We start from the raw sequence: 24,436 nt of genomic DNA on the forward strand, positions 1-24,436 counted from the left end.
GGCTAGTCATGCATCAGTGCTTGAACATCACATGGCGCACACAGGTGTAGTCCTCCAGCCCGTACATCGACATGTCCTTGCCATAGCCGGAATGCTTCTGCCCGCCGTGCGGCATCTCGCTGACCAGCATGAAATGCGTGTTGACCCAAGTGCAGCCATATTGCAGCCGTGCGGCGAGGCGGTGGGCGCGTCCGCTGTCACGGGTCCACACCGACGAGGCCAGGCCATACTCCGAGTCGTTGGCCCACTCCAGCGCCTGGGCTTCGTCGCTGAAGCGGGTGACCGACACCACCGGGCCGAACACCTCGTGGCGGACGATTTCATCGTCCTGCAGCGCATCGGCCAGCACGGTCGGGGCGAAGAAGAAGCCATCACCGGGCAGTGCCTTGCCACCGGTGACCAGGCGGATGTGCGGCTGGGCGATGGCGCGGTTCACCAGGCCGGCGACCTTGTCGCGATGCTGGGCGCTGATCAACGGGCCGAGTTCGGTGTCGGCCGCCTGCTGTGGGCCTGGCTTGATGCTCGCCACCGCCGCGCCCAAGCGTTCGACGAAGCGTTCGTAGATGCCGTCCTGCACGTACAGCCGGCAGGCGGCGGTGCAGTCCTGCCCGGCGTTGTAGAAGCCGAAGGTGCGGATGCCATCGATGGCAGCGTCGAGGTCAGCGTCGTCGAACACCAGCACCGGTGCCTTGCCGCCCAATTCCATGTGCATGCGCTTCACGCTGTCGGCGGTGGCGCCAATGATGTGCGCGCCGGTGGGGATGGAGCCGGTCAGCGACACCATGCGCACCTTGGCATGGGTGACCAATGGGTTGCCGACGGTCTGGCCACGGCCGAAAAGGATATTGAGCACGCCGGCCGGCAGCAGCTCACGGACCAGCTCACCAAGACGCAGGGCGGTCAGCGGGGTGAGCTCCGATGGCTTGATGACCACGGTGTTGCCGGCGGCCAACGCGGGGGCAATCTTCCAGGCCAGCATCATCAGCGGGTAGTTCCAAGGCGCGATGGAGGCGACCACGCCCAGCGGGTCGCGGCGGATCATTGACGTGTGCCCGGGCAGGTACTCGCCCGCCGCCAGGCCACCCAGGCAGCGTGCGGCACCGGCGAAGTAGCGGAACACATCGGCGATGGCCGGGATCTCGTCGCCGAGCGCCGCGGCATAGGGCTTGCCGCAGTTGTCCGATTCCAGCCGGGCCAGTTCCTCGGCGTGTCGTTCGATGACCTCGGCAATGGCCAGCAATGCGCTGGCGCGCTCCTTCGGCGTGCTCTGCGACCAGTGCTCGAAGGCTTGGTCGGCGGCGCGCACGGCGATGTCGACCTGGGCCTCGGTGGCCTCGTTGATCTGTGCCAGGGCACTGCCCTTGGCCGGGTCGAGCACGGTCCAGGCCGGGCCTTCGCCGTTCACCAGGTGACCGTTGATCAGCATTCGGGTTTGCATGGAGCGGTTCTCCTTGTGGTACTCGAGCGCACTGTGCCGCAGTGACGCTACAGATTAGAAGCGACTGGCCGTGGCAACAAACCGAGGAGGGCAACATTCGGATGCAAATGCGTTAAGCGAGGCTTCAGCTTGTCGGCCTACTCTGGGGCCTTCTCAACCGTGAATGTTTGCGAGGCCTGTCAGATGAACACGCGTGGTCTGCTCGATCAGCTTTTGAAAACCGGTCAATCCCTGCTGCAGAACCAGCAGGGCAAGGGCGTCAGCGACAAAGGTTCGGGGAACCTTGGCAGCCTGTTGTCCGGTGCGGGCGGTGGCGCGTTGGCAGCGGGGGCCATGGGCTTGCTGCTGGGCAGCAAGAAGGCCCGCAAGTACGGCGGCAAGGCCCTGACCTACGGCGGCCTGGCCGCGCTCGGGGTGCTGGCCTACAAGGCCTATGGCAACTGGCAGGCACGCCAGGGCGCCAGCGATCAGCAGCCGCAGACGCTGGATCGCCTGCCGCCGGCCCAGGTCGAGCAACACAGCCAGGCAGTGCTGCGGGCGCTGGTGGCGGCAGCCAAGTCCGATGGCCATATCGATGACCGTGAGCGGGCCCTGATCGAAGGCGAGTTCACTCGCCTGGACAGCGACCGCGAGTTGCAGCACTGGCTGCACGCCGAACTGAACAAGCCGCTGGATCCGGCCGAAGTGGCCCGCGCCGCGCAGACGCCGGAAATGGCCGCCGAGATGTACCTGGCCAGCGTGATGATGGTCGACCAGGAGAATTTCATGGAGCGCGCCTACCTCGACGAACTGGCGCGTCAGCTGCGTCTGGACCCTGCCTTGCGCCTGGAGCTGGAGAACCAGGTCAGGCTTGCCGCGGATCAATGAGCCTGCAATTGGCCATATCAATGGGCACGGAGGCCTGAATACAGCAGCATTCAGCCGCAAATACGTAGGAAGCCTGGGCTATACTTCGGCGATTTTTCCCGCTCGTATCGAATTCCTGAGGGCTGAATGTGAAGAACTGGACCTTGCGCCAACGGATCCTGGCAAGTTTCGCCGTGATCATCGCCATCATGCTGCTGATGATCGTGGCCGCCTACTCGCGGCTGGTGGCGATCGAGTCCAGCGAGGAGGCGGTAGGCTCCGACAGCATTCCCGGGCTCTACTACAGCTCGATGATCCGCAGCGCCTGGGTCGACAGCTACGTGACCAGCCAGCAACTGGTCGGCCTGTCGAACCACCGCGAGTTCACCACGACCGATGCCGAGTTGTTCAAGAGTTTCGACGACCGTCTGAAGCAGCATATGGCCAGCTACCAGGGCACTATCCGCGACCCGGCCGACCAGGCCGCGTTCGACGATTTCACGCGCCAGGAAGAGGCTTACGTCAAGATCGTCGATCAGGTCCTGGAAACCTATCGCCAGAAGAACTACGCCGAAGCCCAGCGCTTGATCGCCGAGGTGCTGACGCCCGCCTGGAGAGAAGGGCGCCTGCATCTGAACGAAGTGATCGAGCGCAACCGGGAGTCGGCCGACAACGCCACCAATGAAATCGTCAGCGCCGTGGCCACCGCCAAAGGCAGCATGATCGTCTCGCTGCTGCTGGCAATCGTCGCCGCCGGCGTTTGCGGCCTGCTGCTGATGCGCGCGATCACCGCCCCCATGCAACGCATCGTGCATGCCCTCGACGGCCTGCGTTCGGGCGACCTGAGCATGCGCCTGAGCCTGGACCGCAAGGATGAGTTCGGCGCGATCGAGGGTGGCTTCAACGAAATGGCCGAATCCCTGGCCAACCTGGTGTCGCAAGCCCAGCGCTCGTCGGTGCAGGTGACCACCTCGGTCACCGAGATCGCCGCCACCTCCAAGCAGCAGCAGGCCACCGCCACCGAGACAGCCGCCACCACCACCGAGATCGGCGCCACCTCGCGGGAAATCGCCGCGACCTCGCGGGACCTGGTGCGCACCATGACCGAAGTCACTTCGTCGGCCGACCAGGCCTCGAGCCTTGCCGGTGCCGGCCAGCAGGGCCTGGCGCGCATGGAGGAGACCATGCACCAGGTGATGGGCGCCGCCGACCTGGTCAACGCCAAGCTGGCGATCCTCAACGAGAAGGCCAGCAATATCACGCAGATGGTGGTGACCATCGTCAAGGTTGCCGACCAGACCAACCTGCTGTCGCTCAACGCTGCCATCGAGGCAGAGAAGGCCGGTGAGTACGGTCGCGGTTTCGCCGTGGTCGCCACCGAAGTACGCCGGCTGGCCGACCAGACCGCCGTGGCCACCTATGACATCGAGCAGATGGTGCGCGAGATCCAGTCGGCGGTGTCGGCCGGGGTGATGGGCATGGACAAGTTCTCCGAGGAAGTGCGCCGCGGCATGTTCGAGGTGCAGCAAGTGGGCGAGCAGCTCAGCCAGATCATCCATCAGGTACAGGCGCTGGCGCCGCGGGTGCTGATGGTCAACGAGGGCATGCAGGCCCAGGCCACCGGCGCCGAGCAGATCAACCAGGCACTGGCCCAGCTCAGCGATGCCAGTACCCAGACCGTGGAATCGCTGCGCCAGGCCAGCTTCGCTATCGACGAACTGAGCCAGGTAGCCGCCGGGCTGCGTGGCGGTGTTTCGCGGTTCAAAGTCTGACGACGATGAACGAACCGTCCCCTCGCGAGGATCGCGAATCAGCCGGCAAGGGCGTGCTGTACCTGCAATTTCGCATCGCCGACCAGCGCTTCGCCCTGGACGTGCGTGAGGTGATCGAAGTGCTGCCGTGCCGTACCCTCAAACCCATCGCCCAGGCGCCGGGCTGGGTGGCCGGCGTGCTCGCCCACCGTGGTGCGTTGGTACCGGTGATCGACCTGTCGGCGCTGAGCTTCGGCATGCCGGCACAGTCGCGCAGCAGTACGCGGATGGTCCTGGTGCACTATCGCGCTGACCCGCGCCGTCCTGACCTGCAACTGGGGCTTGTCCTGGAGCAGGCCACCGATACGCTGCGCTGTGCCCCCGAGGAATTCCAGCCATACGGCCTGGACAATGCCGACGCGCGCTATCTCGGGCCGGTGCGCCAGGACGCCCGCGGTTTGTTGCAGCGCATCCAGGTGAACGACCTGTTGTCGGACGCGGTGCGTGAGCTGCTGTACCCCGTCGAGCCCGGGCAGGAGCCAGCATGAGCGAGCAACGTTTCTTCCGTTTCCTGCAGGAACGTATCGGGCTGGACGTGGAGTCGGTCGGCGCAGCGATGGTCGAGCGCGCACTGCGCCAGCGCTGCACGCTCGTGCAGGCTGCGGATCTCGACGACTATTGGCTGCGTTTGCAGCAGTCCAGCGATGAGCAGCAGGCCTTGATCGAGGCGGTCATCGTTCCGGAGACCTGGTTCTTCCGTTACCCCGAATCCTTCACCGCGCTGGCGGGGCTGGCGCACAAGCGTGCGGCAGAACTTGCCGGCGCACGGCCCTTGCGTATCCTCAGCCTGCCGTGCTCGACGGGCGAGGAGCCCTACTCGATCGCCATGGCCTTGCTCGACGGTGGCCTGAGCCCGGGCGCTTTCCGCGTCGATGGCATTGATATCAGCCCCAGTTCGGTGGCCAAGGGCGAGCAGGCGCTTTACGGGCGCAACTCCTTCCGCGGCAGCGAGCTGGCCTTTCGCGAGCGGCACTTCAGCCCAAGCGGCGATACCCATCGCCTGGATGAGCGGGTGCGCCAGCAAGTCAGCCTGCAGGCGGGCAACGTGCTCGACCCGGCGCTCAAGGCGCGTGAAGGGTTGTACGATTTTGTGTTCTGCCGCAACTTGCTGATCTACTTCGATGTTCCGACCCAGCAGCGGGTGTTCGAGGTACTCAAGCGCCTGATCCACGCCCAGGGCGTGCTGTTCATCGGCCCCGCCGAGGGCAGCCTGCTGGCGCGCCTGGGCATGCGCCCGCTGGGGATTGCCCAGTCATTCGCCTATGTGCGCCAGGATGATGCCCCACCGCCTGTTGCCAAGCCGTTGCCGGTTGCGCGCCAGCCGGTCGCGCCGCCGCCGCCGCGTCTCGTGGCACTGCCGCCCCGAGCCGCCAGGTCGAGCGCCGTGCCAGCGGCGCCGGTCCCGGCGCAGGGCGAAGCGCAGTTGCTGGCCCTCATTGCCCGGCAGGCCAATGCCGGTGAAAACCAGCAGGCCAGGGCGGACTGCGAACGCTATCTGCGCCAGTTCGCCCCCAAGGCGCAGGTCTATTACTGGCTGGGGTTGCTCAGTGACACCGAAGGCGATGCCGCGCAGGCCATCACCCATTATCGCAAGGCGCTCTACCTCGAGCCGCAGCACCCTGAGGCACTGATGCACCTGGCCATGCTGCTGGCCGCGCAGGGGGACGATGCCGGTGCCCGGCGCCTGCAGGAGCGTGCCGCCCGAGCTGGCAGGGAGTCTGAACGATGAGCGGCGGATACCATATGCAACTGATCGCCAATGACAACCAGCCCATCGATGATTGCTGGAACCGCATCGGCGTGCATGGCGACAAGCAGTGCCCGTTGCTGGAGCGGCATGTGCACTGCCGCAATTGCGAGGTGTATGCCGACGCGGCCACGCGCCTGCTGGACCGCTATGCGCTGGTCCAGGACGAGCAGGTCGAAACGGCCATCGTGGAGGAATGCGCGGTCGGCCGCTCGATGCTGCTGTTCCGCCTGGGCGAGGAGTGGCTGGCCCTGGCCACCGCCTGCCTGGCCGAGATCGCCCCGGCGCAGCCGGTGCACTCGTTGCCGCACCAGCGCTCGCGTGTGCTGCAGGGCGTCGCCAATGTGCGCGGTGCGCTGGTGCCTTGCCTGTCGCTCGCCGACCTGCTGGGCGTGCCGACGCAAGCGGGCGCGGAGCGCACCGGGCGGAGCATGCCGCGCATGCTGATCCTGGCGGCCGAGGGCGGGCCGGTGGTGGTGCCGGTGGACGAGATCGACGGCATCCATCGTCTTGACCTTGCGGGCCAGGACAACGGCCGCGATGCGGCGCATTTCACCGCTGCCGTGTTGCAGTGGCGAGGGCGCAGCGTGCGAGTGCTGGATGAACAACACCTGATGTCAGCCGTGAAGCGGAGCCTGTCATGACCCCGGAGCAAATGCGCGATGCGTCGCTGCTCGAGCTGTTCAGCCTGGAGGCCGAGGCCCAGACCCAGGTGCTCAGCGTCGGCTTGATGGCGCTGGAGCGCAACCCTGCGCAACCCGATCAACTCGAGGCCTGCATGCGTGCGGCGCACTCGCTCAAGGGGGCGGCGCGGATTGTCGGCATCGATGCCGGGGTCAGCGTCGCCCACGTCATGGAAGACTGTCTGGTGGCCGCTCAGGAGGGCCGCCTGCTGCTGCGCCCGGAGCATATCGACGCCTTGTTGCAAGGTACCGACCTGTTGATGCGTATCGCGACCCCTGGAGATCAGGGCGGCGAAGCCGCCGTGGCGGTGTTCCTGGCACAGATGACAACACTGCTCGACCCTTCGGCGCCCGTGTCGGTGATCGCGCAGGCTGGCGTTCCAAGCGCGCCGCCCGCTGCCATGCCAGCGCGGCCAGAACCCGAGCCAACGCTCCAGGCCCCCACGGAGCCTGAACCGGAAGCTGAGCCCGTGCCTGCCCGCAAGGCCGGCAAGCGCGGTGGCGAGGGGGGAGAGCGGGTATTGCGGGTGACCGCCGACCGTCTGAACAGCCTGCTGGACCTGTCGAGCAAGTCGCTGGTCGAGACCCAGCGGCTGAAACCCTACCTGGCCACCTTGCAGCGCCTGAAGCGCATGCATGGCCAGGGCATGCGCGGCCTCGATGGCCTGAAGGCCCAGCTGGAAGAGAGCGGGCAGGGGCCGGAGGTGCTGGAAGCGCTGGCCCAGACCCAGCAGTTGCTGGCTGAAACCCAGCAGATCCTCTTGCAGCAGGCGGCCGATCTCGACGAATTCGGTTGGCAGGCCAGCCAGCGCGCGCAACTGCTGTACGACACGGCGCTGGCCTGTCGCATGCGTCCGTTCGCCGATGTGCTCACCGGCCAGAGCCGGATGGTCCGCGACCTCGGGCGCTCGCTGGACAAGCCGGTGCGCCTGTTGATCGAGGGCGAGAAGACCCAGGTCGACCGTGACGTGCTGGAAAAGCTCGAGGCACCGCTGACGCACCTGCTGCGCAACGCGGTCGATCATGGCATCGAACTGCCCGAGCAGCGCTTGCTGGCCGGCAAACCGAGCGAGGGCACCGTGCGCCTGCGCGCCTCGCACCAGGCCGGGCTGCTGATCCTCGAACTGTCTGACGACGGTGCCGGCATCGATCTGCAGCGCTTGCGCGAGAGTATCGTCGAGCGCGCATTGTCACCGGCCGAGACGGTGGCGCAGATGAGCGAGGCCGAGCTGCTGACATTCCTGTTCCTGCCGGGGTTCAGCCTGCGCGACACGGTCACCGAAGTGTCCGGGCGCGGTGTCGGCCTGGATGCGGTGCAGCACATGGTCCGTGAGCTGCGCGGCTCCATCGAGTTGACTCAGGTGGCCGGCCAGGGATGTTGCTTCCATGTGGAAGTGCCGTTGACCTTGTCGGTGGTTCGCAGCCTGGTCGTCGAGGTGGGCGGCGAGGCCTACGCCTTTCCGCTGGCGCATATCGAGCGCACCGTCGACGTGGCGGCCGAGGCCATCGTGCAGATCGAAGGGCGGCAGCACTTCTGGCACGAAGGGCGACACATCGGCCTGGTGGCCGCCAGCCAGCTTCTCAACCGGCCGGCGGCCCAGGGCGACGAACAGAGCCTGCGGGTGGTGGTGATCCGCGAGCGCGAGCAGCTCTATGGGGTGGCCGTCGAGCGGCTGATCGGCGAGCGGGTGCTGGTGGTGATGCCGTTGGATCCCCGCCTGGGCAAAGTCCAGGATATCTCCGCCGGGGCCTTGCTCGACGACGGTTCGGTGGTGCTCATCGTCGATGTCGAGGACTTGCTGCGCTCGGTGGACAAGCTGCTCAGCACCGGCCGCCTGGAGCGTATCGAGCGCGGTGGGCGGGGCGCCAAGGGTGCGGTGCGCAAGCGCATCCTGGTGGTCGACGACTCGCTCACCGTGCGCGAGCTGCAACGCAAGCTGCTGGGCCACCGCGGCTACGAAGTGGCGGTGGCCGTGGATGGCATGGACGGCTGGAACGCGCTGCGCAGCGATGATTTCGACCTGTTGATCACCGACATCGACATGCCGCGCATGGACGGGATCGAGCTGGTCACCCTGGTGCGGCGCGACAACCGCCTGCAATCGCTGCCGGTGATGGTGGTGTCCTACAAGGATCGCGAAGAAGACCGGCGTCGTGGACTGGATGCCGGTGCCGACTATTATTTGGCCAAGGCCAGCTTCCATGACGATGCGTTGCTGGATGCGGTCGTGGAGCTGATCGGAGGTGCCCAGGGATGAGAATCGCCATTGTCAACGACATGCCCATGGCCGTCGAGGCCCTGCGCCGGGCGTTGGCATTCGAGCCCGCGCACCAGGTGATCTGGGTCGCCGGCAACGGCGCCGAGGCGGTGCGCCTGTGCGCCGAGCAGACGCCGGACCTGATCCTCATGGACCTGATCATGCCGGTCATGGACGGCGTGGAAGCGACCCGGCGCATCATGGCCGAAACCCCCTGCGCCATCGTCATCGTCACCGTGGATCGCAAGCAGAATGTGCACCGGGTGTTCGAGGCCATGGGCCATGGCGCCCTGGATGTGGTCGACACCCCGGCATTGGGCGCGGGCGATGCACGCGAGGCAGCCGCGCCACTGCTGCGCAAGATCCTCAATATCGGCTGGCTGATCGGCCAGCAGCGGCCCAGCGCGCCTCGGGCGGTTAGCGTGCCGCTGCGCGAGGCCTCGCAGCGCCGCGCACTGGTGGCCATCGGCTCGTCCGCGGGTGGGCCGGCCGCCCTGGAAGTACTGCTCAAGGGGCTGCCGCGCAGTTTTCCGGCGGCCATCGTGCTGGTCCAGCATGTCGACCAGGTATTCGCCGCGGGCATGGCCGAGTGGCTCAGCAGCGCCTCCGGCCTGCCGGTGCGCCTGGCCCGCGAGGGTGAGCCGCCGCAGCCGGGGCAGGTGCTGCTGGCCGGCACCAACCACCATATCCGCCTCCTTAAGAATGGCGAGCTGGCCTACACTGCCGAGCCTGTCAACGAAATCTACCGGCCCTCGATCGATGTGTTCTTCGAGAGCGTGGCGCGCTGCTGGTCCGGCGATGCGGTGGGCGTGCTGCTCACCGGCATGGGGCGCGACGGCGCCCAAGGCCTGAAACTGATGCGCCAGCAGGGTTTCCTGACCATCGCCCAGGACCAGCAGAGCAGCGCGGTGTACGGCATGCCCAAGGCCGCCGCGGCGATCGACGCGGCGGTGGAAATACGTCCGCTGGAGCGAATCGCCGGACGACTGATGGAAATCTTTCCGAAATGACGATATGTATTGAGTCGCGCCGCGTGGCCGGCAGTGGACGGGTGATTACGCATGAATGATCTACCGATCGAAGGTTTCACGACCATCAACGAAAGTGCGGCGATGGTCCTGCTGGTCGACGATCAGGCCATGATCGGCGAAGCGGTGCGCCGTGGCCTCGCCCACGAAGAGAACATCGACTTCCACTTCTGCGCCGACCCGCACCAGGCGGTGGCCCAGGCCATGCGCATCAAGCCCACGGTGATCCTCCAGGACCTGATCATGCCGGGCCTCGATGGCCTGACCCTGGTGCGCGAGTACCGCAACAATCCGACCACCCAGGACATTCCGATCATCGTCCTGTCGACCAAGGAGGACCCGCTGGTCAAAAGCGCGGCCTTCGCCGCCGGGGCCAACGACTACCTGGTCAAGTTGCCGGACACCATCGAGCTGGTGGCGCGTATCCGCTACCACTCGCGCTCCTACCTCACCCTGTTGCAGCGCGACGAGGCCTACCGCGCACTGCGCGTGAGCCAGCAGCAGTTGCTCGACACCAACCTGATGCTGCAGCGGCTGATGAACTCGGACGGCCTGACCGGGTTGTCCAACCGCCGTCACTTCGACGAGTACCTGGAGCTGGAATGGCGCCGGGCGATTCGCGAGCAGCAGCAGTTGTCGCTGCTGATGATCGACGTCGACTATTTCAAGGCGTTCAACGACAGTTTCGGCCACCTGGCCGGCGACGAGGCCTTGCGCAAGGTGGCCGAGGCCATTCGTGGCTGCTGCTCGCGTCCTACCGACCTGCCGGCGCGTTATGGCGGCGAGGAATTCGCCCTGGTGCTGCCCAACACCTCGCCCGGTGGCGCGCGCCTGGTGGCCGAAAAACTGCGCCAGACCATCATGGGCCTGAAGATCGCCCATACCGTGCCCGAGGCGGCGTCGCACCTGACCGTGAGCATCGGCCTGGCGACCCTGACCCCGAGTGTCGGCAGCCATTGCCGGCAGCTGATCTCGGCGGCGGACAAGGGGCTGTACCTGGCCAAGAACAGTGGGCGCAATCAGGTCGGGATCGCCTGAGTCAGTTCCTGAAAGGGCAACGGTGTTTTCTGTGGGAGCCGGCTTGCCGGCGAGAGGCCGCGACAGCAATCGCAAGACTGGAGCCTCACCTGCAAAAGCGTGCTACGACTCGTGAAACAGCGTGAATACTGGCCAAAGGCTGCCTGTGCGACCATGAACAAGCTTTCACCCAGGAACTTCCTGCCCCCAACCCGCTCTTATGCCGGTAGCCATTGGTCGCGGCCGCCTGCTAAGCTCGCGGCTTTACCCTGATTGCCCTCATGGCGCATGAACAAGGAAATTACATGAAACAGCATCGTTTGGCGGCCGCGGTTGCCCTGGTAGGCCTGGTCCTCGCCGGTTGCGACGCCCAGACCAGCAGCGTCGAGCTGAAGACCCCAGCACAGAAGGCCTCCTACGGTATCGGCCTGAACATGGGCAAGAGCCTGGCCCAGGAAGGCATGGACGACCTCGACTCAAAAGCCGTCGCCCAAGGCATCGAGGACGCTGTTGGCAAGAAGGAACAGCGCATCAAGGACGAAGAACTGGTCGAAGCCTTCACCGCCTTGCAGAAGCGCGCCGAAGAGCGCCTGACCAAGGCCAGCGAGGAAGCAGCCGCCGCCGGCAAGAAGTTCCTCGAGGAAAACGGCAAGAAACCTGGCGTGATCACCACCGCCTCGGGCCTGCAGTATGAAGTGGTGAAGAAGGCCGATGGCCCGCAACCCAAGCCGACCGACGTCGTCACCGTCCACTACGAGGGCAAGCTGACCGACGGCAAGGTATTCGACAGCTCCGTCGAGCGCGGCAGCCCGATCGACCTGCCGGTCAGCGGCGTGATCCCGGGTTGGGTCGAAGGCCTGCAACTGATGCATGTCGGCGAGAAGTACAAGCTGTACATCCCGGCCGAACTGGCCTACGGCGCCCAGAGCCCGAGCCCGCTGATCCCGGCCAACTCGGTCCTGGTGTTCGACCTGGAACTGCTGGCCATCAAAGACCCGGCCAAGGCCGGCGAAGCACCGGCCAAGTAACAGCCGTCGTGTTGCATGAAGACGCCCCGTTTCGACGGGGCGTCGTCGTTTTCAGCAGCGCTTGACGCGAACCGTTGGCGTCATTCACTGTCGCAAGCAGTGCCCGGCCTGAATACAGGTGCCTTTGTCGCAAAACGTTTGCGCGCTTGAAACGGTTGTGTAAAAAACGCCCGATTCGTACCCGGCCCTTGCCCGGTGGGCACCACGCGGCGTCAATGCCGCCCTGTTCACAAGGTTATCCACAATAAATGTGGATAACCTCCGGCTCCTGTGGAGGCCCCATGAGCGCACCTTGGAATTTCACCCGCTTCCTGCCCCTTGCCGAACGCTTGCTCAGCCGCGGCCGGCTGCCGGCATTGCTGTTCGCAGTGGCGCGCAAAGGGCCGAGGCTGGGCCAGCTGCGCGAGGACCTGCGCCTGATGCAGGCGCTTTGCCTGGCCTGGTGGCGTGGCGAGTACCGCGCTGTCAGCCCCAAGGCACTGGTGACCATCGTCGCCGGGCTGCTCTACTTCGTCAGCCCACTGGATGCCATCCCCGACTGGCTGCTGGGTGTCGGCCTGCTCGATGACATCGCCGTGCTGGGCTGGGTGCTCAAGACCGTGGCTGACGAGCTGGGCCGCTTCAAGGCCTGGCGCGACAGCCAGGCGCCGGAGCGGCTGCGCGTGGTCGAACGGTTGCCGGAAACCCCCGAAGCGCTGCGCCTGGAACGGCCCGGTAGCTGATTCCGCACAGACCCCCGAGGTTGGTAATATAATTGGCATAAGGGTTATGCCTACGGATTACATGCCGTAATCCAACGTCAAGGGGGTTGTATGGGTATTCAGGTCATCAGCCGGGACGGTCAGCCCGAGTACGCAGTGGTTCCCTGGGAGCAGTATCAGGCGTTGCTCGCGGCCGCAGGCCAGGCACCAGCCAGCGCACCCGTCACCGAAAGCAATGTTGCCAACACTCAACCAAGCGCCAGCCTGTCCTCACTGGCTGAGCTGGCGTCCTTGCGTCAGGCCAAGGGGCTGGCGCCGGAGCAGTTGGCACGCAGTGTCGGCATCAGCCCGGCATACCTGGCCATGATCGAGTCCGGGGAGCGCCGCCCCGACGCGGCCATTCTACGCAGCCTGGCGTGGCACTTGGGCGTGGCCGGCTGGAGCGAGCCGTCATGAGCCAGGTCAGGATCAGCCGTCAGCAATGGCAGGGCCTGCTGAGCGAGCTCGACCTGGCCCGCCGGCAACGCCATCTGCTGACCTACCGGGCACTGCTTGAGCGTTTGCAATTGCCCAGCCCGGCCATGCAGACCTTGACCGCGGCCCTTGAGTACCTGGCGGTGCTCGACGCCCGGGCCGAGCAGCCGCTGCGCAGTTCGCTGGTGATCAGCCAAGGCGCCAGCCGCCTGCCACGCACCGGGTTTTTCGAGTGTGTCGAGCGCCTGGGACGGTTTTCCGGGCCGGTGGACGGCATGGAGGCGGCGTCCTGGCATGCCTCGGAAGTGGTGCGGGTGTTCGAGTATCGCTACCCGGAAGAGGCCTGAAACCGGGGGAGAGGGCTACCTGGCGCGGTAGCGGTTGCCGGAGCCTGCCAGGGTTTACTCCAGTACCGTTGTGTCGATCAGGCTCAGGCTCGCCCCGCCGGTTTCCTTGGCCTTTCTTTTCGCCTGTGAGGCGAGCTCGGCCAACTGGCCGGCATCCAGCCCGGCGCAGCTTCCAGACTTGAGCCAGACCACGCCGATCGACAGCGACAGCAGTTCGAAGGTTTCCCGTTGACCCTGACGGTTATGGGCAATAAAGCATCCGGCCTCCAGGTGTTCACCGCGGTAGAAGCGCCGACATTGCCGGGCAAATGCTTCCAGTAGCAGTTCAAGCCGCGCTCGCCAGTCTGCCGAGCCCAATACCAGCATGAAATCATCCCCACCGATATGGCCGACGAAATCCCTGCTGGGGTCGACGCAGTCGCTCAGGCACTGCGCCAGGCACAGCAGCACTTCGTCGCCACGGGCATAGCCATAGATATCGTTGAAGGGTTTGAAGTTGTCGATGTCCACGTAGCATACGGCGGCCTCGCGCCGTTGCAGCAGCAGGCGCGCCAGGCATTGCTGGATCGGCACGTTGCCGGGCAGCAGGGTGAGTGGGTTGGCGTGCCTGGCCTGCTGGATCTTCTGTTCGGTGATCAGCTTGAGTACGTCGATCACCCGCCCCAACCCCAGATAACGCCCACTCTGGGTGATGATGAAGTCTTCCTCGATACGCTGGCGGGCTCGGCTGGTAAGCAGCCGGCTGACCTGCTGCAGCGACTGGCTGCGCTCAACGGCGAGAAAGTCCTGGCTCATCAACCGGCTGATCGGTTTGCGGGCGTACAGGTCGGTGCCAAAGGGCTTCAGCAGGGCATCGGCAAGTGAATGGCGGTGGACGATACCGCATGGTTTGCCACGTTCGTCCAGTACCGCGAGCGAATTGAGGTTGGCCTGGCGGTGGAACGCCTCGAGCACTTGCTGAATGGGTGTCTCGCGCGTGACCGAGGGTTGCAGGATGAGCAGGGCGCTGAGATCGCTGCTGTCCTCATCCAGCGCCACGGCGGTATCCGGCGCCGGGGGTAGCAGGCCGAGGCTGTCGCCTGGGGGAAACTCCTGGGGGCGCCCCAGCAGGTAGCCCTGGACCAGGTCCACGCCCATGTCGCCCAGTATGGCCAGTTCCTCGGCCAGTTCGATGCCTTCGGCGATCACCTGGGCGCGCGAAGCGCGTGCGATCTGCAGGATCGAACCGACGAACTCACGCTTGAGTGGATCCAGGTGGATACCATCGATGAAATGGCGGTCGATCTTCACATAGTCCGGGCGCAGTTCCGACCACAGGCGCAGGCTCGAGTAACCAGCACCCAGGTCATCCAGGGCGATGGAAAAACCCATGTCGCGGTAATGGTGCAGGGCGTTGTACAGCAGCTGGAAGTCTTCGGTGGGCGTCTGCTCGGTCAGTTCGATGACCACCCGGCTGGGGGCCAGGCCGACCTGTTCGAGCATTTGCAGGGTGCGCCCGGAAGGGTAGTTGGGTTCTACCAGGGACTCGGGCGAGACGTTGAGAAACAGCTGGCCCGCCAGGTTCAGCTCGCTGAAGCGTCGGCAGGCGGTTTCCCTGCACAGCACTTCCAGTTCACCCAGGCGACCGGCCTGGCGGGCGATGGCGAACAGGTTCAGGGGTGAGTGCAAAGGGCTGTTGGAGGGGCCGCGGCTCAGGGCCTCATAGCCGAGGATGCGCCGTTCGGAGAGGCAGACGATGGGTTGGAACAGACAGTGGATGCTGCGTTGAGCCAGGATGGCACTCAATGCGCTGAGCTGTTCGGTGACGGTCATGGACTGCTTCCTGAATTGAAAAGGGCCAAACGCTTGCACGTTCGGCCCTTCCATTTCACGACAGTCCGATGACTGTTTGATGACAGATCACATTATTTTGCCATCACTTCAGTGCTTGGCCACCGAAGTGCTGAGGCTCAGGTAGTCGAGCAGGATGCGACCGGTCTCGGACAGGTAGGCATCGTCCTCGGGCTTGGTGTCGTCCGGCTCGGCGGGCAGGGCGTCCTCGTCCTCTTTCTTCAGTTCCTTGAGCGGCTCTTCGCCCTTGGCCTTGCGCCGGATGTTCTCCAGCGCCAGCTGCTTGGCTTCGATCTCGTCGTGGCGGGCGCGACGCTGCTGCTCGTTAAGGCTGACGGTCTTCTCGTTCATCAGCTTCTGGGTCAGTGCCAGGCGGTCGCGGATGTAAACGAACTCGGCATCCTTGTCACTGCGCGCCTCATGCTGCGCTTTGAGCTGGGCGAGGAACGGCTTGAACGGATCGGAGGCAGGCTTGACCACTGGACGGATGGTGTCCCACGGCATGGCTTCAGGCAGGGCGCTTTCACCGATTTCCTTGGTGTCGATGATCGACGGGTAGGCGATGTCCGGCAGCACGCCCTGGTGCTGGGTACTCTGCCCGGAGACCCGGTAGAATTTGGCCAGCGTCAGCTTGAGTTCGCCATGGTTGAGCGGCTGGATGGTCTGCACGGTGCCTTTGCCGAAGGTCTGGCCACCGATGATCAGCGCACGGTGGTAGTCCTGCATGGCGCCGGCGAAAATTTCCGAGGCGGACGCCGACAGGCGGTTGACCAGCAGTGCCAGCGGGCCTTTGTAGAAGGCGCCGGGGTTCTCGTCCTCGAGCACGTCGACGCGCCCGTCGCTGTTGCGCACCAGCACGGTCGGGCCCTTCTCGATGAACAGGCTGGTCAGCTCGGTGGCTTCCTGCAGCGAGCCGCCACCGTTGTTGCGCAGGTCGATGACCACGCCGTCGACTTTCTCTTTCTGCAGCTCGGTGAGCAGCTTCTTCACGTCGCGGGTGGTGCTCTTGTAATCCGGATCGCCAGCGCGGTATGCCTTGAAGTCCAGGTAGAAAGCCGGGATCTCGATGATGCCGAGCTTGTAGTCACGGCCATCCTGCTTGAGCTTGAGCACCGACTTCTTCGCCGCCTGCTCCTCGAGCTTGACCGCTTCGCGGGTGATCGAGACGATCTTGCTGGTCTGGTCGTTCGGCGCGTTGCTGGCCGGGATGACCTCCAGGCGCACCACCGAGCCTTTCGGGCCGCGGATCAGCTTGACCACTTCGTCAAGGCGCCAGCCGACCACGTCGACCATTTCCTTGTTGCCCTGGGCGACGCCGATGATCTTGTCGGCCGGCGCCACCTGTTTGGTCTTGGCGGCCGGGCCGGCCGGTACCAGGCGTACGATCTTGACCTGGTCGTTGTCGCTCTGCAGCACCGCGCCGATGCCTTCGAGCGACAGGCTCATGTTGATGTCGAAGTTCTCGGCGTTGTCCGGCGACAAGTAATTGGTATGCGGGTCGTAGGACTGGGCGAAGGTGTTGATGTAGGCCTGGAAGATGTCTTCCGCGCGGGTCTGGTCCAGGCGCGCCAGCTGGTTCTTGTAGCGCTTGGTCAGGGTTTCCTGGATCTGCTTGGGATCCTTGCCGGCAATCTTCTGGCGCAGCACTTCGTCCTTGACGCGCTTGCGCCACAGGTCGTCGAGCTCGGCCTGGTTCTTCATCCACGGGGCGTCCTTGCGGTCGACCAGCAGGTCTTCCTTCACCGTGAAGTCGATCTTGTCGGCACCCTTGGCCAGCTCCGCCAGGGCGAAGTCCAGGCGCGACTTCACGCGGTCCAGGTAGCGCTTGTAGATGGTGAAGCCCGGCTCGAGGTTGCCACTTTTCAGGAAGTCGTCGAACTGGGTCTTCCATTTGTCGAATTCGGCGATGTCGGCTGCGGTGAAGTAGCTGCGCGAAGGGTCGAGCAGCTTGATGTAGCTGTCATAGATGATGACCGAACGGGCGTCGTCCAGCGGCGGCTTGCTGTAGTGGTGGCGCTTGAGCAGCTCGACGATGTTGAGGCTGGCGACCACTTCGTCGCGGTCCGGCTGCAGGCTGTCCCACTTGTTGGCGGCGGCCGCATTGCCACCGAGCGTGAGGCTGCCCAGGCCGATCATGAGGGCGAGGGCGGTGCTGGGGAGGAAATGCTTCATGCTGATTCGACGTGGAGGCAATTGATCACGCATAGTAGGCCGTCTTATCCGTTCGCCGGTTCCATCGGAGCCGGACGCATACTGCAAAAAGCCTGGGACTTGGCGTGCCCAGGCTCGGTCATATGATTCAACTATGGAGGCACTGTGAAGGCATTGCAAGGCGTTGACGGACATGTGGCGTGGGTCGAGGCCGAGCGCCCGGCCTGCGATGCCGGGCAGGTACGTATCCGCGTGGCCGCCGCGGGCCTGAACCGCGCCGACCTGCTGCAGCGGGCGGGGCTGTACCCGCCGCCTCCTGGTGCCAGCCCTTATATGGGGCTGGAATGCGCCGGCGTCGTCGAGGAAGTCGGAGCGGGTGCCGATTGGCGTGTGGGCGACCGGGTCTGTGCATTGCTCGCCGGTGGTGGCATGGCCGAGGAGGTGGTGGTCGACGCCCGTCATGTGCTGCCGGTGCCCGAAGGGTTGAGCCTGCAGGAAGCCGCTGCGATTCCCGAGGTGTATGCCACGGCCTGGCTGAACATCTTCCAGCTGGGGGCATTGAAGGCTGGCGAGAAGGTATTGGTGCATGCCGGGGCCAGTGGTGTGGGCTCGGCGGCGATCCAGCTGTGCAAGGCCTTCGGCAACCCGGTGTGGGTCAGCGTCGGCTCGCCGGAGCGGCTGGCCTACTGTGAGTCGCTGGGGGCCGCAGGTGGCGTGGTGCGCAATGGCAACCTCGATGATCTCAAGCAGCTTGGTCCATTCGATGTGATTCTGGACCCGGTGGGCGCCAGTTATGCGCCGCTCAACCTGCAGCTGCTGGCCCGTGACGGGCGTTGGGTGATCATTGGCCTGATGGGCGGACGCAAGGTCGAGCTGGACCTGGCGCTGGTGTTGGGCAAGCGCCTGGAAATCACCGGCTCCACGCTGCGCAACCGTGATGACGGGTTCAAGGCCGAATTGTTGCGCGAATTGCGCCAGCAGGTGTGGCCGTTGTTCGCCGAGGGGCGACTGTCGCCACAGTTGGTCGATACCTATCCGGTCGAATTCGCCGAAGCGGCCTATGCGGAACTGGCAAGCAACCAGGTTTCCGGGAAGCTGGTGCTGGTGATCGATCCAACCCTCGTTTGATGGCGGTTCGTGGGAGCGGGCTTGCGCCGCGATGACGATACAGAGGTTGTCATCCCTTCGCGGTGCAAGCGCGCTCCTGCGCCTGTCCAGGCCTTACTCGTGGTTCGGTGGCACCAGGATCGTGTCCCTGGCCTCAGGCAGCATCCCTGGATAATCCAAGGTGTAATGCAGGCCCCGGCTTTCCTTGCGCTGCATGGCCGAACGGATCATCAACTCGGCCACCTGCGCCAGGTTGCGCAGCTCGATCAGGTCACGGCTGACCTTGTAGTTGCTGTAGAACTCGTCGATTTCGTCCAGCAGCATGCGCACCCTGTGCTCGGCCCGTTGCAGGCGCTTGCTGGTGCGCACGATGCCCACATAGTCCCACATGAAGCGCCGCAGTTCGTCCCAGTTGTGCGCGATGATCACGTCCTCGTCCGAATCGGTGACCTGGCTTGCGTCCCAGCAGGGCAGGGCGCGGGGCATGGCGACCTGGTCCAGGCGCGCCTCGATGTCGGCGGCGGCGGCGCGGCCATAGACGAAGCATTCGAGCAGCGAGTTGCTGGCCATCCTGTTGGCGCCATGCAGGCCGGTGAAACTGGTTTCGCCGATGGCGTACAGGCCAGGCACGTCGCTGTGGCCGTGCTCGTCGATCATTACCCCGCCACAGGTGTAATGGGCCGCAGGCACCACCGGGATAGGCTGGCGGGTGATGTCGATACCGAAGGTCAGGCAGCGTTCGTAGACCGTCGGGAAATGGCTCTTGATGAAGTCGGCCGGCTTGTGGCTGATATCCAGATAGACGCAGTCCACCCCCAGGCGCTTCATCTCGTGGTCGATGGCGCGGGCGACGATATCCCGTGGCGCCAGCTCTTCACGTGGGTCGAAGCGCGGCATGAAACGCTCGCCGTTGGGCAGGCGCAGCAGGGCGCCCTCGCCGCGCAGGGCCTCGGTGATCAGGAAGCTCTTGGCCTGCGGATGGTACAGGCAGGTTGGGTGGAACTGGTTGAACTCCAGGTTGGCCACCCGGCAGCCGGCGCGCCAAGCCATGGCGATGCCGTCGCCGCAAGCACCGTCGGGATTACTGGTATAGAGGTAGACCTTGGCCGCGCCGCCGGTGGCCAGCACGGTGAAACGGGCACCGAAGGTGTCCACCTCGCCGGTGTTGCGGTCCAGGACGTAGGCGCCAAGGCAGCGATCTCCGTCCAGGCCCAGGCGCCGCTCGGTGATCAGGTCGACGGCCACGCGCTGTTCCAGCAACTGGATGTTCGGCCGCTTGCGCGCCTGCTCCAGCAACGTGGTGAAGATAGCGGCACCGGTGGCGTCGGCGGCATGGATGATGCGCCGGTGGCTATGGCCCCCTTCGCGGGTCAGGTGGAACTCGAATCCACCGTCGTCGACGCTGTAGTGTTCGTCGCGGGTAAACGGCACGCCTTGCTCGATCAGCCACTGGATGGCCTCGCGGCTGTGCTCGACGGTGAAGCGCACGGCATCTTCATGGCACAGGCCGCCACCGGCGTTGAGCGTGTCCTCGACATGCGACTGCACGGTATCTGTGTCATCGAGCACCGCGGCGACACCGCCCTGGGCCCAGAAGGTAGAACCGTTGGCCAGGTCGCCCTTGCTCAGCACGGCAATGCGCAGGTGGCCGGGAAGGTTCAGTGCCAGGCTGAGACCGGCGGCACCGCTACCGATCACCAGGACATCATGTTGGAATTGTTGGCTCATGTCGGGACACTAGTAATCTTTGGAGGGGGCACGGCACAATAGTCGGGCGCCGATGGCATTGTGAAACTATCGTGAAACCGGGTCGGGGTGCCTTTATAGCAGCCCCGGGCGCCTGATTTCCAATGGCACTTGCGGGTGGGTGGCGATCTTTGTGGGAACTTTCCGATACCCCTGGAAATCCTATACAGGCTGCCCGTACGCCACAGGTTGCTGCGGCGACGCAAGGCGCCGGCTCTATTCTGGGCTGGCACCTGCGTAACGAAAACTGATTATCGGCGCAGCCGGCCGTGACCGCGTTGCGTCTTCCGTGCGAGCCGACCAAGGGCCGCAGGAAACTTGCTTGGAGGGGAGAACTTTTGCGAAAAGCCCGAGTCTATGGTTGCAAGCCTGAACGATGGCTGTTGCAACGCTCCTTCGAGATCACTGAGGAGTGTTCATGCTAACCCAGGAAGAGGATCAGCAGCTTGTCGAGCGCGTGCAGCGTGGCGACAGGCGAGCGTTCGATCTGTTGGTGCTGAAGTATCAGCACAAGATTCTCGGGTTGATCGTGCGTTTCGTACACGACACCCATGAAGCGCAGGACGTGGCGCAGGAAGCCTTCATCAAGGCATACCGTGCGCTTGGGAATTTTCGCGGTGACAGTGCGTTCTACACCTGGCTGTACCGCATCGCCATCAATACGGCGAAGAACTACCTGGTATCCCGTGGAAGACGGCCACCAGACAGCGATGTGAGCTCCGAGGATGCGGAGTTTTACGACGGCGATCATGGTCTCAAGGATCTCGAGTCCCCAGAGCGCGCGTTGTTGCGGGATGAAATCGAAGGCACTGTCCATCGAACCATTCAGCAACTGCCCGAGGACTTGCGCACGGCACTGACCCTGCGCGAGTTCGACGGACTGAGTTACGAAGACATTGCCAGTGTCATGCAATGTCCGGTGGGTACCGTGCGCTCTCGAATCTTCCGCGCTCGGGAGGCCATAGACAAAGCCCTGCAACCTTTGTTGCAGGAAACCTGAGACAGCGGCGATAGCCAAGAGAGGAACCGCCATGAGTCGTGAAGCTTTGCAGGAATCGCTGTCCGCGGTGATGGATAACGAAGCGGACGAACTGGAACTGCGTCGCGTGCTGAACGCCGTCGACGATGCCGAAACCCGTGCCACCTGGTCGCGTTACCAGGTTGCCCGTGCAGCCATGCACAAGGAGCTGCTGTTGCCCAAGCTGGACATCGCCTCGGCGGTTTCCGCGGCGCTGGCCGACGAGGCCGTGCCGGCCAAGGTCAAGCAGGGCCCGTGGCGCAGCATTGGCCGTCTCGCCGTGGCCGCTTCGGTGACCGTTGCCGTACTGGCGGGCGTGCGTTTCTACAACCAGGACGAGATCACTGGCGCCCAGCTGGCCGCCCAGCAGCCAGCCCAGCAGGGCCTGAGCATGCCGCAGGTGCAAGGCCCGGCCGTATTGGCAGGCTATAGTGAAGGCAACGAGCAACCGACCGGGCCGATGGCCAACGGTGTGCTGCAGAACCAGGCCGGCTGGGATCAACGCCTGCCAGGCTACCTGCGCCAGCACGCCCAGGAGTCCGCGCTGAAGGGCAACGAAACCGCGCTGCCTTACGCCCGCGCCGCCAGCCTGGAAAACCGCTAAGTAAGGAGGATCATGCGCGCGCTACCTCTCCTGTCGCTGCTGCTTGGCAGCAGCCTGACGGTACAGGCCCTGGCCGCCAACTCTTCGCCCGAGGCGAGCGAGTGGCTCAACAAGCTGGCAAGGGCCGAGCAGCAGCAGAGTTACCAGGGTTCCTTCGTCTACGAACGTAACGGCAGTTTCTCATCCCACGATATCTGGCATCGCGTCCAGGACGGCAAGGTCAGTGAGCGGCTGCTGCAGCTCGACGGCTCGGCCCAGGAAATCGTGCGGGTCGACGGCAAGGTGCAGTGCGTCAGTGGCAACTTGGTCAGTAGCGTGAGCGCCGCGCCGGACACTGCCGCGCGGGTGCTCGATCCCCTGAAACTGATGAGCTGGTATGATCTGAGCGTGGCAGGCAAGTCACGCGTCGCCGGGCGCGACGCGGTGATTGTCTCGCTCACCCCGCGTGACCAGCATCGCTATGCCTTCGAATTGCACCTGGATCGACGTACCGGCCTGCCTCTACGCTCGTTGATGCTCAACGACAAGGGCCAGTTGCTCGAGCGCTTCCAGATGACCCGCCTGGACACCGACGACGTGCCGACCGACGCCGACCTCAGCGCCGGTGCTGCCTGCAGGCCGGTCGAACAGGTCGCCTCCGGCACCTCCGAAAGCGCTGCCGGGTGGCGTTCCGACTGGTTGCCGCCGGGTTTCGAGCTGGTCAACAGCTCGGTGCGGCGCGACCCCGAGCGCAAGAGTACCGTCAGCAGCCTGATGTATGACGATGGCCTGGCCCGTTTTTCGGTGTTCCTCGAGCCGATCGGCAACGAGCCCGGTATCGATACCCGTGCCCAGCTCGGCCCTACTGTCGCAGTGTCGCGGCGCCTGACCACGCCCAAGGGCAAGGTGATGGTCACGGTGGTCGGCGAGATTCCGCTGGGCACTGCCGAGCGTGTCGCCTTGTCGATGCGGGCCCAGGATGCCCAGGCGCGTCAATGACTGAGCAGTGCCCTGACAGCTCTTGTTACACAGAGCTGACATGAAATTAAGGCATTGTCATTTGCAATCCTGCCGCAAATTTTCTATAGGTCAGGCTTCTCGGAGTCTGGCCTTTCCTGCGTCTGCGGGAACCTTACTGCTAACTACGCTCGTTGTGACGGGAGCCGTATGTCAATACCACGCTTGAAAACCTACCTATCGATGTTCGCTGCCGTGCTGATGCTCGGCCAGGTGCTCAGTGCCCAGGCCGAGGAGTCTCTGCCGGACTTTACCACCCTGGTCGAGCAGGCCTCGCCGGCGGTGGTCAACATCAGTACCAAGCAGAAGCTGCCGGACCGCCGTGTCGCCGCCGGGCAGATGCCCGACCTGGAAGGCCTGCCGCCGATGTTCCGCGAGTTCTTCGAGCGCAACATGCCGCAGCAGCCGCGTTCGCCGCGCGGTGATCGCCAGCGTGAGGCGCAGTCGCTGGGTTCGGGCTTCATCATTTCCAGTGACGGCTACGTGCTGACCAACAACCATGTGGTGGCCGACGCTGACGAGATCATTGTCCGCCTGTCCGACCGCAGCGAGCTGCAGGCCAAGCTGGTGGGTACCGACCCACGCACCGACGTGGCGTTGCTCAAGGTCGACGGCAAGAACCTGCCGACCGTCAAACTGGGCGATTCGGAAAAGCTCAAGGTCGGTGAGTGGGTGCTGGCCATCGGTTCGCCGTTCGGCTTCGACCACTCGGTGACCAAGGGTATCGTCAGCGCCAAGGGCCGCACGCTGCCCAACGACACCTATGTGCCGTTCATCCAGACCGACGTGGCGATCAACCCGGGCAACTCCGGTGGGCCGCTGTTCAACATGAAAGGCGAGGTGGTGGGCATCAACTCGCAGATCTTCACCCGTTCCGGCGGCTTCATGGGCCTGTCGTTCGCCATCCCGATCGACGTGGCGATCGATGTATCGAACCAGTTGAAGAAAGACGGCAAGGTCAGCCGCGGCTGGCTGGGCGTGGTGATCCAGGAGGTCAACAAGGACCTGGCCGAGTCGTTCGGCCTGGACAAGCCGGCCGGTGCCCTGGTGGCCCAGGTCCTGGAAAACGGCCCGGCAGCCAAGGGCGGCCTGCAGGTGGGCGACGTGATCCTGAGCATGAATGGCCAGCCGATCGTCATGTCCGCCGACCTGCCGCACCTGGTGGGCAGCCTGAAGGATGGCGAGAAAGCCAAGCTTGAGATCATCCGCAATGGCAAGCGCCAGAACCTGGATGTGACCATCGGCGCATTGCCCGAGGATGACGCCGACATCGGCATGGGTGCGGGTGCCGATGGCAGCGCCGAGCGCAGCAGCAACCGTCTGGGCGTATCTGTCGCCGACCTCAGTGCCGAGCAGAAAAAGTCGCTCGAACTCAAGGGCGGGGTGGTCATCAAGGAAGTCCAGGATGGCCCGGCGGCCATGATCGGCCTGCGTCCGGGCGATGTGATCAGCCACCTGAACAACCAGGCCATTGCCTCGGCCAAGCAGTTCACCGAGATCGCCAAGGAACTGCCGAAGAACCGTTCGGTGTCCATGCGCGTGCTGCGCCAGGGGCGTGCCAGCTTCATCACCTTCAAACTGGCTGAATAAGCGGATTGCAAGGTAG

The 24,436-nt window shown here is 64.7% G+C and carries 21 protein-coding genes; 17 read left to right on the top strand and 4 right to left on the bottom strand.

Translation table 11 applies throughout. The features are described from left to right. Positions 1-13 precede the first annotated feature (13 nt). Positions 14-1,438, bottom strand: a complete 1,425-nt coding sequence (locus tag AC3WL2_RS01550; RefSeq protein WP_102681599.1) for a gamma-aminobutyraldehyde dehydrogenase — start codon at positions 1,436-1,438, stop codon at positions 14-16. Positions 1,439-1,621: 183 nt separating this feature from the next. Here AC3WL2_RS01550 and AC3WL2_RS01555 point away from each other — a divergent pair, with 183 nt between their 5' ends. From AC3WL2_RS01555 to AC3WL2_RS01610, 12 genes are all read left to right on the top strand, one after another. Then, positions 1,622-2,305, top strand: coding sequence for a tellurite resistance TerB family protein (locus tag AC3WL2_RS01555; RefSeq protein ID WP_102681600.1), 684 nt, complete (start codon positions 1,622-1,624; stop codon positions 2,303-2,305). Between the two features lie 128 nt (positions 2,306-2,433). Beyond that, positions 2,434-4,056, top strand: a complete 1,623-nt coding sequence (locus tag AC3WL2_RS01560) for a methyl-accepting chemotaxis protein (RefSeq protein ID WP_038705554.1) — start codon at positions 2,434-2,436, stop codon at positions 4,054-4,056. A 5-nt stretch (positions 4,057-4,061) separates the two neighbouring features. Further along, on the top strand, positions 4,062-4,583 hold the full coding sequence (locus AC3WL2_RS01565; RefSeq protein ID WP_102681601.1) for a chemotaxis protein CheW: 522 nt from the start codon (positions 4,062-4,064) through the stop codon (positions 4,581-4,583). Further along, complete coding sequence (locus tag AC3WL2_RS01570; protein ID WP_102681602.1) at positions 4,580-5,824, top strand: CheR family methyltransferase; 1,245 nt, start codon at positions 4,580-4,582, stop codon at positions 5,822-5,824. Before AC3WL2_RS01565 ends, AC3WL2_RS01570 begins: the two co-directional genes overlap by 4 nt. After that, positions 5,821-6,486 (top strand): chemotaxis protein CheW, encoded by a 666-nt coding sequence (locus AC3WL2_RS01575; protein WP_256582488.1) that lies wholly within the window; start codon positions 5,821-5,823, stop codon positions 6,484-6,486. The genes AC3WL2_RS01570 and AC3WL2_RS01575 overlap by 4 nt, the downstream gene beginning before the upstream one ends. After that, complete coding sequence (locus AC3WL2_RS01580; protein WP_102681603.1) at positions 6,483-8,783, top strand: hybrid sensor histidine kinase/response regulator; 2,301 nt, start codon at positions 6,483-6,485, stop codon at positions 8,781-8,783. Before AC3WL2_RS01575 ends, AC3WL2_RS01580 begins: the two co-directional genes overlap by 4 nt. Next, positions 8,780-9,793: a chemotaxis response regulator protein-glutamate methylesterase gene (locus tag AC3WL2_RS01585; RefSeq protein WP_038705558.1), complete on the top strand. Its 1,014-nt coding sequence runs from the start codon at positions 8,780-8,782 to the stop codon at positions 9,791-9,793. Before AC3WL2_RS01580 ends, AC3WL2_RS01585 begins: the two co-directional genes overlap by 4 nt. A gap of 51 nt (positions 9,794-9,844) precedes the next feature. Then, entirely contained in the window at positions 9,845-10,849 is a 1,005-nt protein-coding gene (locus AC3WL2_RS01590; RefSeq protein ID WP_102681604.1) for a response regulator, read from the top strand. Positions 10,850-11,133: 284 nt separating this feature from the next. Then, positions 11,134-11,856 (top strand): BamJ family beta-barrel-assembly machinery protein, encoded by a 723-nt coding sequence (bamJ, locus tag AC3WL2_RS01595; RefSeq protein WP_038705560.1) that lies wholly within the window; start codon positions 11,134-11,136, stop codon positions 11,854-11,856. 281 nt (positions 11,857-12,137) lie between these two features. Next, positions 12,138-12,578 carry a YkvA family protein gene (locus AC3WL2_RS01600; protein WP_102681605.1) on the top strand — a complete coding sequence of 147 codons (441 nt, stop codon included), beginning with the start codon at positions 12,138-12,140 and terminating at the stop codon, positions 12,576-12,578. Positions 12,579-12,668: 90 nt separating this feature from the next. Further along, on the top strand, positions 12,669-13,013 hold the full coding sequence (locus tag AC3WL2_RS01605; RefSeq protein ID WP_102681606.1) for a helix-turn-helix domain-containing protein: 345 nt from the start codon (positions 12,669-12,671) through the stop codon (positions 13,011-13,013). Then, a complete protein-coding gene (locus tag AC3WL2_RS01610) occupies positions 13,010-13,378 on the top strand; it encodes a hypothetical protein (protein ID WP_023629774.1) in 369 nt (122 codons plus the stop codon). The genes AC3WL2_RS01605 and AC3WL2_RS01610 overlap by 4 nt, the downstream gene beginning before the upstream one ends. 54 nt (positions 13,379-13,432) lie before the next feature. Here the strand turns inward: AC3WL2_RS01610 and AC3WL2_RS01615 are convergent, their stop codons facing one another. Together AC3WL2_RS01615 and AC3WL2_RS01620 are read right to left on the bottom strand one after the other, a co-directional pair. Next, positions 13,433-15,190: a bifunctional diguanylate cyclase/phosphodiesterase gene (locus tag AC3WL2_RS01615; protein WP_102681607.1), complete on the bottom strand. Its 1,758-nt coding sequence runs from the start codon at positions 15,188-15,190 to the stop codon at positions 13,433-13,435. 108 nt (positions 15,191-15,298) lie between these two features. Continuing rightward, entirely contained in the window at positions 15,299-17,380 is a 2,082-nt protein-coding gene (locus tag AC3WL2_RS01620) for a carboxy terminal-processing peptidase (RefSeq protein ID WP_172670906.1), read from the bottom strand. 144 nt (positions 17,381-17,524) lie between these two features. Here AC3WL2_RS01620 and AC3WL2_RS01625 point away from each other — a divergent pair, with 144 nt between their 5' ends. Then, complete coding sequence (locus AC3WL2_RS01625; RefSeq protein ID WP_102681608.1) at positions 17,525-18,487, top strand: NAD(P)H-quinone oxidoreductase; 963 nt, start codon at positions 17,525-17,527, stop codon at positions 18,485-18,487. 93 nt (positions 18,488-18,580) lie between these two features. On the opposite strand, the gene nadB is transcribed toward AC3WL2_RS01625, so the two are convergent. Beyond that, positions 18,581-20,194, bottom strand: coding sequence for an L-aspartate oxidase (nadB, locus tag AC3WL2_RS01630; RefSeq protein WP_046856844.1), 1,614 nt, complete (start codon positions 20,192-20,194; stop codon positions 18,581-18,583). A 436-nt stretch (positions 20,195-20,630) separates the two neighbouring features. Between nadB and rpoE the strand changes: the two genes are divergently transcribed. The 4 genes from rpoE (at position 20,631) to AC3WL2_RS01650 (ending at position 24,420) form a co-directional block, all read left to right on the top strand. After that, positions 20,631-21,212, top strand: coding sequence for an RNA polymerase sigma factor RpoE/AlgU (rpoE, locus tag AC3WL2_RS01635; RefSeq protein ID WP_010220971.1), 582 nt, complete (start codon positions 20,631-20,633; stop codon positions 21,210-21,212). 31 nt (positions 21,213-21,243) lie between these two features. After that, positions 21,244-21,834, top strand: a complete 591-nt coding sequence (locus AC3WL2_RS01640; protein ID WP_102681609.1) for a sigma-E factor negative regulatory protein — start codon at positions 21,244-21,246, stop codon at positions 21,832-21,834. Between the two features lie 12 nt (positions 21,835-21,846). Further along, the gene (locus AC3WL2_RS01645) at positions 21,847-22,812 is read left to right on the top strand and encodes a MucB/RseB C-terminal domain-containing protein (RefSeq protein ID WP_102681610.1); all 966 of its coding nucleotides are present in this window, start codon (positions 21,847-21,849) and stop codon (positions 22,810-22,812) included. A 201-nt stretch (positions 22,813-23,013) separates the two neighbouring features. Next, complete coding sequence (locus AC3WL2_RS01650) at positions 23,014-24,420, top strand: DegQ family serine endoprotease (protein ID WP_371918089.1); 1,407 nt, start codon at positions 23,014-23,016, stop codon at positions 24,418-24,420. Positions 24,421-24,436: the final 16 nt, after the last annotated feature.

The organism is Pseudomonas sp. FW305-96 (assembly GCF_058783825.1).